General features: G+C 65.8%; 8 protein-coding genes and 1 pseudogene. 7 read left to right on the forward strand and 2 right to left on the reverse strand.

Annotated features, from left to right (window positions below; all coding sequences use genetic code 11):
• The 7 genes and pseudogenes from ACLP25_RS26280 to ACLP25_RS26310 all read left to right on the forward strand — a co-directional run.
• Window positions 1–517: ABC transporter ATP-binding protein (locus ACLP25_RS26280; protein WP_442472057.1), on the forward strand; the 517-nt coding region annotated here is incomplete at its 5' end.
• Window positions 518–772: 255 nt separating this feature from the next.
• Complete coding sequence (locus ACLP25_RS26285) at window positions 773–1,729, forward strand: branched-chain amino acid ABC transporter permease (RefSeq protein WP_442472058.1); 957 nt, start codon at window positions 773–775, stop codon at window positions 1,727–1,729.
• Between the two features lie 176 nt (window positions 1,730–1,905).
• Window positions 1,906–2,982, forward strand: coding sequence for a branched-chain amino acid ABC transporter permease (locus ACLP25_RS26290; RefSeq protein WP_442472059.1), 1,077 nt, complete (start codon window positions 1,906–1,908; stop codon window positions 2,980–2,982).
• A gap of 34 nt (window positions 2,983–3,016) precedes the next feature.
• Complete coding sequence (locus ACLP25_RS26295) at window positions 3,017–4,333, forward strand: ABC transporter substrate-binding protein (RefSeq protein ID WP_442472060.1); 1,317 nt, start codon at window positions 3,017–3,019, stop codon at window positions 4,331–4,333.
• Between the two features lie 175 nt (window positions 4,334–4,508).
• Window positions 4,509–5,333, forward strand: a pseudogene (locus tag ACLP25_RS26300) (ABC transporter ATP-binding protein).
• A gap of 13 nt (window positions 5,334–5,346) precedes the next feature.
• Window positions 5,347–6,531: a phenylacetate--CoA ligase family protein gene (locus ACLP25_RS26305; RefSeq protein WP_442472061.1), complete on the forward strand. Its 1,185-nt coding sequence runs from the start codon at window positions 5,347–5,349 to the stop codon at window positions 6,529–6,531.
• Window positions 6,528–7,043 carry a GNAT family N-acetyltransferase gene (locus tag ACLP25_RS26310; RefSeq protein WP_442472062.1) on the forward strand — a complete coding sequence of 172 codons (516 nt, stop codon included), beginning with the start codon at window positions 6,528–6,530 and terminating at the stop codon, window positions 7,041–7,043. Before ACLP25_RS26305 ends, ACLP25_RS26310 begins: the two co-directional genes overlap by 4 nt.
• Before the next feature lie 57 nt (window positions 7,044–7,100).
• Here ACLP25_RS26310 and ACLP25_RS26315 read toward each other — a convergent pair whose 3' ends face one another.
• Both ACLP25_RS26315 and ACLP25_RS26320 read right to left on the reverse strand, forming a co-directional pair.
• Window positions 7,101–7,394 carry a helix-turn-helix domain-containing protein gene (locus tag ACLP25_RS26315; RefSeq protein ID WP_442472063.1) on the reverse strand — a complete coding sequence of 98 codons (294 nt, stop codon included), beginning with the start codon at window positions 7,392–7,394 and terminating at the stop codon, window positions 7,101–7,103.
• A gap of 4 nt (window positions 7,395–7,398) precedes the next feature.
• Window positions 7,399–7,623, reverse strand: coding sequence for a BrnT family toxin (locus tag ACLP25_RS26320; protein ID WP_442472064.1), 225 nt, complete (start codon window positions 7,621–7,623; stop codon window positions 7,399–7,401).
• Between the last annotated feature and the right edge of the window lie 109 nt (window positions 7,624–7,732).

The raw sequence follows: 7,732 nt of genomic DNA on the forward strand, positions 1-7,732 counted from the left end.
CTTCCAGAACGTCGCGCTGTTCAAGGGCATGACGACGCTCGACAACATCATGACCGGCCGCAGCCTCAAGATGAAGCGCGGCCTCATCTGGCAGGCGCTCCGCCACGGACCGGCGCTCGCCGAGGAGATCGAGCACCGAAGAGTCTGCGAGGAGATCATCGACTTTCTCGAGATCGAGCACATCCGGAAGGTCCCCGTCGGCGCCCTCCCCTATGGCCTGCAGAAGCGGGTGGAGTTCGGCCGGGCGCTGGCGATGGAGCCGACGCTCTTGCTGCTCGACGAGCCGATGGCCGGCATGAACCTCGAGGAGAAAGAGGACATGAGCCGCTTCGTCGTCGAGGCCAACCGCCAGCGTGGCGCGACGATTGCGCTGATCGAGCACGACATCGGCGTCGTCATGGACCTCTCCGACCGCGTCCTTGTGCTCGAATACGGACGCAAGATCGCCGACGGCGTTCCCGACGTGGTCAAGGCGGACCCGAAGGTCATCGACGCCTATCTCGGCGTGGGGCATTAGGCGATGAAAACGGTGCGCAGCTCAGGAACGACCAAGTTCGCGGAGGCGCTCTCCTCCCCCCTTGTGGGGGAGGACAAAGGAGGGGAGTCGCGCCAAGCCTCCGTCGCTCGCAGCCTTATGAAGGCCGACGCTCGTCGAAGCAGGCGTCGTGCAAACCTCAAGTTTTCCACCGTCGGCGCGACCCTCCACCCCTGCCCGCCCCCACAAGGGAGGCGGGGGCGCTTGCCGCCCGCGGCTCTGGAGTAGGACGCGGTCATGGACCTATTCCACGCCATCTTCGTCGACCCCTTCGCGCAGATGATCTCCGCGCCAGACCTGCTTGCCCAGACGGTGTGGGAGGGCTTCGTCGGCGGCGTCCTCTATGCGCTGATCGCGCTCGGCTTCGTGCTCATCTACAAGGCCTCGGGCGTGTTCAACTTCGCCCAAGGCATCATGATGGTGTTCGCCGCGCTGACGCTGGTCGGCCTCAATGAGAAGGGCGTGCCGGCATGGATCGCGCTCGCCCTCACCATCGCCGTCATGTACGGGCTCGCGGTCGGCATCGAGCGGCTGGTGCTCAGGCCCCTCGTCAACCAGCCCGACATCATTTTGCTGATGGCGACGTTCGGCATCACGTATTTCCTGATCGGCTTCGGCGAGCTGGTGTTCGGCGGCAATCCGAAATCGATGATCACCAAGGCGCTGTACCTGCCCGATGGCTCGATCGATCTTCACGTACTCGGCGGCGAGGTGCAGTTGCAAAAACTCGACATCGCCGCGGCCGCGATCGCCATGCTCATGGTCGCGGGCCTCGCGATGTTCTTCCAGAAAACCCGCATCGGCCGCGCTTTGCGCGCCGTCGCCGACGACCATCAGGCGGCTTTGTCGGTCGGCATTTCGCTCAACCAGATCTGGGTCATCGTCTGGTTCACCGCAGGCGTCGTGGCGCTTGCGACCGGCATTTTCTGGGGCGCGCGCTCCGACGTGTCGTTCGCGCTGCAGGTGGTGTCGCTGAAGGCGCTGCCGGTGCTGATCCTCGGGGGACTCACCTCCGTTCCGGGCGCGATCGTCGGCGGCCTCATCATCGGCGTCGGCGAGAAGCTCGGCGAGTTCTACTGGGGCCCGCTGCTCGGTGGCGGAATCGAGAGCTGGCTCGCCTATGTCATCGCCCTGGTCTTTCTCTTGTTCCGTCCCCAGGGCCTGTTCGGGGAGCGAATCATTGAGCGGATTTGACCGAATCCCTTCGCCCCAGGAACCGGGGAGAAGGCAGCCGCGCGGCGGCCGGATGAGGGGGTCCGGAATAGGCCCGATCGTTGATCGCGCCGCCGCGCTCTGCGAGCGCGGCTACAATGGCGCGAACCCCGTGCATGCATGCGCTCTCCTCGCCGAAGCGGCCCTGGCGAACTGACATGTTCTACCGTGAAGCCGGCCAGTACAAGACGACCTATGCGGCCGACATGGCGATCTTTCCGATCCGCCAGGATCGCTACGGCGTCGCGCTGATCCTCTTCATCGCCTTCGTCGCGATCCCGGCCTTCGGCGGGCAGTTCCTCTTGAACACGATGATGATCCCGTTCCTGATCCTGTCGCTGGCGGCGATCGGGCTCAATCTGCTGACCGGCTACACCGGCCTTCTGTCGCTCGGCACGGGCGCCTTCATGGGCGTCGGCGCCTACGCCTGCTACAAGCTCGAGACCTATTTCCCGCAAGTGAACATCCTCATCTGGATTGTCATGAGCGGCTTCGTATCGGCGCTCGTCGGCGTCGCCTTCGGCCTGCCGAGCCTGCGCATCAAAGGCTTCTATCTGGCGGTCGCGACGCTGGCGGCGCAATTCTTCCTCGAATGGTGCTTTGCGCGCGCTCCCTGGCTCGTCAATTATAACGATTCCGGCGCGATCGAGGCGCCGAACGCGACCCTGTTCGGCATGTACGTGACCGGCCCGAACGCGACGCCGGTCACGCGCTATCTGGTCGTGTTGACCATCGTCGCCGTCATGGCCTGGATCGCCTCCAACATCGTGCACGGCCGGATCGGGCGGATGTGGATGGCGGTGCGCGACATGGACATCGCGGCGCAACTCATCGGCATCCGCCTGCTCCGCGCCAAGCTCCTTGCCTTCGCCGTCTCCTCATTCATCGTCGGCGTCGCCGGCGCCCTCATGGTGTTCCTTTGGCTCGGCGCCGCCGAGCCCGAGACGTTCGCCATCAACCTGTCGTTCGAGATCCTGTTCATCATCATCATCGGCGGCCTCGGCTCGATCGTCGGCGCCTTCTTCGGCGCGACGATCATGCACCTGATGCCGATCGCGCTGAGGGCGCTGCCGCCAATGATCGGGCTGCCGATCGAGGCGGCGCGAGTCGATCAATTGACCTTCATGATCACCGGTATTCTGATTATCGTCTTTCTCATCGCCGAGCCGCACGGTCTTGCGCGGCTCTGGCAAACCGCGAAGCAGAAGCTGCGCGTCTGGCCGTTCCCGTACTGAACGGCCCAGAAAAGACCAGGAGGAGGAAACGCGAATGAAGAGCACATTGCTGAAGAGCGCCGCGGGCGCGCTCGCCCTGAGCCTCGCCTTGCCGGCCGGCGCCGCCTTCGCCGACGACTCGATCTACGTGCCGCTGTTCACCTACCGCACCGGCCCGTTCGCCGGCTCCGGCACGCCGATCGCCGACGGCATGCACGATTATCTGACCATGCTGAACGAGCGCGACGGCGGCGTCGGCGGGGTCAAGCTCGTCGTCGACGAGTGCGAGACCGGCTACGACACCAAGAAGGGCCTGGAGTGCTACGACACGGTCAAGCCCAAGAACCCGGTGATCGTCAATCCCTGGTCGACCGGCATTACCCTGTCGCTGATCCCCAAGGCCGCGGTCGACAAGATTCCGATCCTGTCGATGGCCTACGGCCTCTCGGCGTCCGCCAAGGGCGACATCTTCCCCTGGATCTTCAACCCGCCGGCCACCTACTGGGACGGCCTGTCCGAAATCCTCAAATACGCCGGCGGCGGGTCGATCGACGCCCTCAAGGGCAAGACGATCGGCTACCTCGATTTCGACGCCGGCTTCGGCAAGGAGCCGATTCCGCTGTTCCAGGCGCTCGCCAAGGAGGTCGGCTTCAACCTGAAGCTCTATCCTGTCGCGGCTGCCGACATGCAGAACCAGTCGTCAAAGTGGCTCGACATCCGCCGCGACAAGCCGGACGTGCTGGTCATGTACGGCTGGGGCGCCATGAACCCGACGGCGATCAAGGAAGCCGTCAAGGCCGAATTCCCGATGGACAAGTTCGTCTCGATCTGGTGGCCGAACGACACGGACGCGGCCTCCGCCGGCGACGGCGCCAAGGGCTTCAAGGAGCTCAACTGGCACGGCACGGGCACGGACTATCCCGCCCTCGCCGACATCCAGAAGCTCGTGGTCGACAAGGGCAAGAGCCAGACGCCGAAGGACGAGGTCGGCTCCGTGCTGTACAACCGCGGCGTCTACAATTCGGTGCTGATCGCCGAGGCGATCGCGGAAGCCCAGAAGATCACGGGCAAGAAAGTGGTCACCGGCGAGGACGTGCGCCGCGGTCTCGAGAACCTCAACCTCGACGAGGCGCGATTCAAGGCGCTCGGCCTCGACGGCTTCGCCGGGCCGCTCAAGACGACGTGCTTCGACCACAACAGCCACTCGGCGACCTTCATCCAGCAATGGGACGGGTCGAAATGGGTGAAGGTCAGCGACCTCATCGGCCCCGACACGTCCAGGGTCCAGCCGCTGCTCGACGAGGCCGCGATGACCTACGCCCAAAAGAACGCCGGCTGGCCGAACCGCAGCGAGGTCTGCGACAACAAGTGATACTGTGATCCCTTCTCCCTTTGGGAGAATGTGGTGCAAAGCGCCGGATGAGGGCGCGCCGCAAGGCGCGCGATCCGCTGAGATTGAGTCTGAAGCATCGGCTCTGCAAACCCTCATCCGGCCGAGCTTCGCGCGTCCACCTTCCCGGGGGAAAGGTCGCCAATGAGAGACGGTCTTGACTGCGCAGACACCCTCACAAACCCCGATCCTCGAGGTCGCCAACATCGAGGTCATCTACAACGCGATCGCGCTCGTGCTGAAGGGCGTGTCGCTCAGCGTGCCGAAAGGCGGGATCGTTGCGCTGCTCGGCGCCAACGGCGCCGGCAAGACGACGACGCTGAAGGCCATCTCCAATCTCTTGCGCGCCGAACGCGGCGAAGTCACCAAGGGCGCGATCCTGTTCCAGGGCGAGCGGGTCGACCGGCTCTCGCCCAACGACCTCGTCCGACGCGGAGCAATCCAGGTCATGGAGGGCCGGCACTGCTTCGGCCATCTGACGATCGAGTAGAACCTCTTGACCGGCGCCTTCACCCGCCGCGACGGCCGCCGGGCGATTGCGCGCGACCTCGAGGCGATCTACGCCTACTTCCCCCGTCTGAAGCAGCGCCGCGCATCGCAGGCCGGCTACACCTCGGGCGGCGAGCAGCAGATGTGCGCAATCGGCCGGGCGTTGATGTCGAAGCCGAAGCTCATTTTGCTCGACGAGCCGTCGATGGGGCTCGCGCCGCAGGTGGTCGAGGAAATCTTCGAGATCGTAAAGGGCCTCAACGAGCGCGAGGGCGTCTCGTTTCTGCTCGCCGAACAGAACACAAACATTGCGCTGCGCTACGCGAGTTTCGGCTATATTCTGGAGACCGGCCGGGTCGTTCTCGACGGCTCGGCGGAAGCGCTCAGAACCAACGAGGACGTGCGCGAGTTCTATCTGGGCGTCGCGGGTGAAAACCGGCGCTCGTTCAAGACCGTGAAGTCCTACAAGCGCCGCAAGCGCTGGCTCGCTTGAAATTGAGGATGCGATGATCGACGACTCCCGCTTCGAGGTTTTGCGAGACCGGCTCGGCGCGCTGCATGGAAAGAGTCACGCGCTCGCCCGCCAGATCGGAGACGTCGACCTCTCCGCCTTGCGTACGCCCTCGGACCTCGCGCTGATCCCCGTGCTGCGCAAGTCTGCGCTCGCCGAGATGCAGCGCGCCGAGCCGCCGTTCGGCGCGCTCGCCGCCGCGCCGACGAGCGCCTTTTTGCGCCTCTTCGCCTCGCCCGGCGGCGTCTACGAGCCGGAATCCGCAGGCGACGATCCGTGGGGCGCGGCAAAGGCCTTCGCCGCCGCGGGCGTGAAGCGCGGAGAGACCGTGGTCAACTGCTTCTCCTATCACCTGACCCCGGGCGGCCGGATTCTCGAGAGCGGCGCGCTGGCGCTCAGCTGCCCGGTCATCCCTGCGGGCCCCGGCAACACGGAGGCGCTGATCGCCGCGATCGCGCATCTGAAGCCGAGCGTCTACGCCGGCCCGCCCGACTTTTTGAAGATCGTGCTCGACAAGGCCCGCGCGCTTGGCGCCGACGTGTCGTCGCTCAACAAGGCGCTCGTCTCCGGCGCCGCGCTGCCGGAGTCGCTGCGCGCCGACCTGGAGGGCGCGGGAATCCACACCCGGCAGGCCTACGCCACCGCCGACCTCGGCGCGATCGCCTGGGAGACCGACGACGCGGAAGGCCGACTGTCGCCGGGCCTCAAGGTCAACGACGACCTGATTGTCGAGGTCGTCACCCCCGGCGCGAACGACCCCGCGCCCGAGGGCAAGGTCGGCGAGGTCGTCGTCACGCGGCTCGCCGGCGACTATCCGCTCTTGCGCTTCGCCACCGGCGACCTCTCTGCCTGGGCCGCGCCGGGCAGGCTCAAGGGGTGGATGGGCCGCGCCGACCAGTCGGCCAAGGTCAAGGGCCTGTTCGTCCATCCGAGCCAGATCGTCGAGACGGCGAAGCGCCATGCCGAGCTTGGCGCGGTGCGGCTGGTCGTGACGCGCACGGGCGAGCAGGACGTCATGACGCTTCATGCCGAGACGGCGAGCGCAAGCGACGCGCTCGCCGCCGCTGTCGCCGCGACGTTGCAGGCGTTGACGAAGCTCCGCGGCGAGGTTCTGCTCGTCGCCCCCGGCTCGCTGCCCAACGACGGCAAGATCATCGCGGACGAGCGCCCGGCGCCGTGAGCGCGGCCGAACCGGTAGCGCTAGCGCCGTTCGAGCCGGCCAACGCGCCCCTGCTCGCCGAGTGGCTCGCAAGGCCGCATGTTGCGCGCTGGCATCCCGAACCCGACGCCTGGGTCGATGATGCTCTGAACCCGCCGCCCGACGGCGCTCAGGCGCTGATCGTCCTGGGCGCCCGGCCGATTGGCTATCTGCGCTGGCGGACGGTGAGCCGGGAGACGCTCGACTCCCTCGGGCTGCCCGAAATTCCCGCCGGCTCGGTCGACATCGACATCCTGATCGGCGAGGCGGATTGCGTCCGGCGCGGATATGGACCGCGGGCGCTGACGCGGCTCGTCGAGACGTTGCGCCGGGACGTCTCGATACCGCTCGTCGGGCTCAGCCCCTCGGTCGACAACCTCGCCGCGCAGCGCGCCTACGCCAAGGCGCGCTTCCGCAAAGTGCGCGAATATGACGCGCCGGGATTCGGGCGGTGCGCGCTGATGGTGATGAGCTTCGACCGATTGGAACCATAGGCCCTTGGAACGAGCTGCGCTTCGAATGGGTTGGACGGCTCGCCGGCGCCACGCAAGTTACGCCGCCGCAAGCGCCCGCTTGAGCCCCTCGGGATCGACTTTGATGGCGCGCAAGAGAGTGCGCGCGGGGCCGCTCGGACGCTTGGCGCCACGCTCCCATTCCTGCACCGTCCTGACGCTGAAATGATAGGCAGCAGCGAATTCGGCTTGCGTCATCCCTGTCGCGCGGCGGACGGCGCGCACGTCGATTTCCGGAGCCATGTCGGGCGCGGCGTCCGGATTGGAAGCGATCTGGCGCGCAATGTCCGCGTCGGTCATCGCGTCGATCTTGTCCCAGTCTGTTGCGGCCATCGCTTCAGCCGCAGCCCTGCTCAATTTTCTCACCATAACGCTTCACCTCGCGCGAATTGGCCTTACGCAACGATATGATCCGCCGCGTCAAGCCCCGATCAACAAAGACGCAGACGAACAATCTGCCGCAAATATGGCCGAAAGCGATTTGTCGCTTTTCTCCGTAGTCGAAACGATCATCGTCGAACGCCAAATGCGGTCCGGCGAACAGAACGTACGCCTCCGAGATCCGCCGCCTTGTGAACCGGCGAGAGCTGGGTAGGACATGTGGCTAGCACGAGGTTAGCCACATGACGATGGATCACATTGAGGTCATCACGTCGGTCGAGCGTCGCCGG

The organism is Roseiarcus sp. (assembly GCF_052145395.1).
GTDB lineage: Bacteria > Pseudomonadota > Alphaproteobacteria > Rhizobiales > Beijerinckiaceae > Roseiarcus.